This is a genomic window from Chitinophaga sp., assembly GCF_036569125.1.
In the GTDB taxonomy this organism is placed as follows: Bacteria; Bacteroidota; Bacteroidia; order Chitinophagales; family Chitinophagaceae; genus Chitinophaga.
In genome coordinates this window covers 1-2,457 of record NZ_DATCRF010000705.1, presented here as the reverse complement: position 1 = coordinate 2,457, position 2,457 = coordinate 1, and the positions used below count along the sequence as shown (strand labels likewise).

General features: G+C 44.9%; 1 protein-coding gene, 1 tRNA gene and 1 pseudogene. 1 reads left to right on the top strand and 2 read right to left on the bottom strand.

Going from position 1 to position 2,457, the window contains the following annotated elements:
* Both VIM87_RS26210 and VIM87_RS26205 read right to left on the bottom strand, forming a co-directional pair.
* Window positions 1-888 (bottom strand): annotated as a pseudogene (locus VIM87_RS26210) (hypothetical protein); the annotation flags it as partial.
* A gap of 82 nt (window positions 889-970) precedes the next feature.
* Window positions 971-1,088, bottom strand: a tRNA-OTHER gene (locus VIM87_RS26205).
* 328 nt (window positions 1,089-1,416) lie between these two features.
* On the opposite strand from VIM87_RS26205, the gene VIM87_RS26200 reads away from it, so the two are divergent.
* Window positions 1,417-2,457 (top strand): WYL domain-containing protein (locus VIM87_RS26200; RefSeq protein WP_331999851.1); only part of this gene is annotated, 1,041 nt, incomplete at its 3' end.

Sequence of the window (2,457 nt, the reverse complement as noted above, 5' to 3'; positions counted from 1 at the left end):
GTTAGCTACCATCAATCCCTCTTTACGGGAGTATTTCAGCTTCAGGTCTGCTTTACTTTTTACGCGCCCCTGTGCACTTTCATCCAGCTGCCATACAATGTGCCGGTTGTTACGCGCGGTACGTTTGATAATAGTTTTAGGAGCTATCAGCTGTAAATAACCGGTATGTTTATACCACAGGTAGCGCAGGATATCTGTTGGAGAGGTCCACAGCGACTGTGCTTTTTCCGGCTGCTCCTGTTTTATAAATATATCTGCCACGGCCATCAGCGTTTCCTTCATACCGATCTTCACCTGCGGCAAAGGCAGTATTTCCAGTAAGATCTGCAGGCTGTTCATCTGCGTGGCATCCAATGCAGTTTTGGATGTTAACAGGTCCTGCAAATAAGCAGCAGCATCCTGCAGGGTCCATAATTCCAGCACCTTTAATTCAGTATTCTGTTTATAATTTTCAATGGCGCCAAATTCAAAGGGCGTACCGCAGAAAGGGCATCCGTTATAACGGTGCAGGGGGAACGACTGTTCCGGGATAATATGATTGCAAGGTAATTGTACACCCTTTGCGCGTAAAACAGTAGCAAAGAAAGTAGCGATATGATCTGCCTCAGATTCACCGGTAGGGATATCCCAGTTCTTTACCAGCGGGGTCCAGTTCTTATGTAAACCCAGCACCTCTTTTAAGGACTCCAGTATGATGGACTGGTAAGCAGGCACGGTTGCGATCAATGCTTTTAACAGATCTTCAGAAACCCCGAAACCTAATTTAGACAGGTTAGCCAGCAGCATACCGGTGTCTGTTCTTAACCGTTTACCTTCCTGTAACAGGGCGTTATCAGGAATAAAGATGGCTTGCTGGCGGATACTAACGGTTAATAATTGATTCATCATTGTTTTAATTTTTATAACCAGATAATTTTGCTGCTGTTTTTACCAAAAAAATTGAAGTAAGCAACAATTGACCTAAGTTTCGTGAAGCAGGCCGGATTCGAACCGGCGACCCACACATTAACCGTGGGAGTAAGTTTTAATTGACCTGAAGATAATTTTAAAACTACATTGTATTGCTCTACCAACTGAGCTACTGCTTCTTTTTACAGGCGATAATTGAAAGAGTTTGTTCTTAAAAGGAATTTGAAGTAACTCATTCTTGACCGTTGTTCCTGATGACACAAAGATGGCCACCTATGTGCGCAGTCCACCTGCGCAGGTGAAAATATTTTTGAAGAATTTTTTATTGGGCTGGTTTATACCGGGTTAAGATTTAAATAAGACCTAAAAAACTACGGCAACGGATAAACTGCGCAGATGTATTGCGTAATTAAAAAGGTTCTGCTATTTTTACGGGGTAATCTGAACCAATAAGCTGGTATTAATAAGTACCCCGTTCCATTATTTTCAGATAGTAACCCAACCGTCATGTCTATAAATAAGCTGGCGCTGATGCGCTATAAAACCATTGATGAATGTTTGCGTAACCGTTACCGTAAATGGACGCTGGAAGATCTTATTGAGAAAGTAGCGAACACCTTATATGAGCAGGAAGGCATTACATCCGGCGTAAGCCGCCGCACCGTACAGGCGGATATTCAAATAATGCGCAGCGACAAGCTGGGATATAATGCGCCCATTATTGTACAGGAGAAGAAATATTACACCTACAGCGATGCGGCGTACAGCATTACCAGCGCCCCTATTAATAATGCGGATGTGGAGAAGATGAAAGAGATCGTAGGCATCCTAAAGCAGTTTAATGGGTTCAGCTATTTTGAAGAAATGAGCGAAATGATCACGCGGCTGGAAAATAACCTGTACCGGCGTACGAATGAAGGACGCAACTGCATACAGTTTGAGAACAACCGGCTGCTGAAAGGCCTGGAACATATTAACCCGCTGTACCAGGCCATTCTACATGAACGGCCCTTGCTGATCACATATAAATCTTTTAAGGCAGCTACTGCGCAGGAAAATATTTACTTCCCTTATTTACTGAAGGAGTACCGTAACCGCTGGTTCCTGATCGCACGGTCTAAAAAAGGAAAGCTGCTGCTTACCATGGCGCTGGACCGCATTGTGGGTTTCCAGGAACTGCCCAAAGAGCCGTTCATAGCCTATGACGGCATTGACTTTGACCGGTATTTTGACGACCTGTTAGGCGTGACCAAAACGGAGAAAGACCGCCCTCATAAAGTGATCCTGCATATAGATAAATACCATGCGCCCTATGTGCTGACAAAACCGATCCATCATTCCCAGGAGGTGCTGAAAGAGGACGCGGATGGGAGCATTATTATAAGGATCGATGTGGTGCTGAATTTTGAATTAGAGCGGGAACTGTTAGGGTTTGGGGAGTATATAAAAGTATTGGCGCCGAAGCTGCTGGCGGGAAAGATCCGGAAACGGCTGGATATGGCGAGGGGGAAGTATGGGCGGGCCGGGGAGGAGGATGGCGTGGAGGGA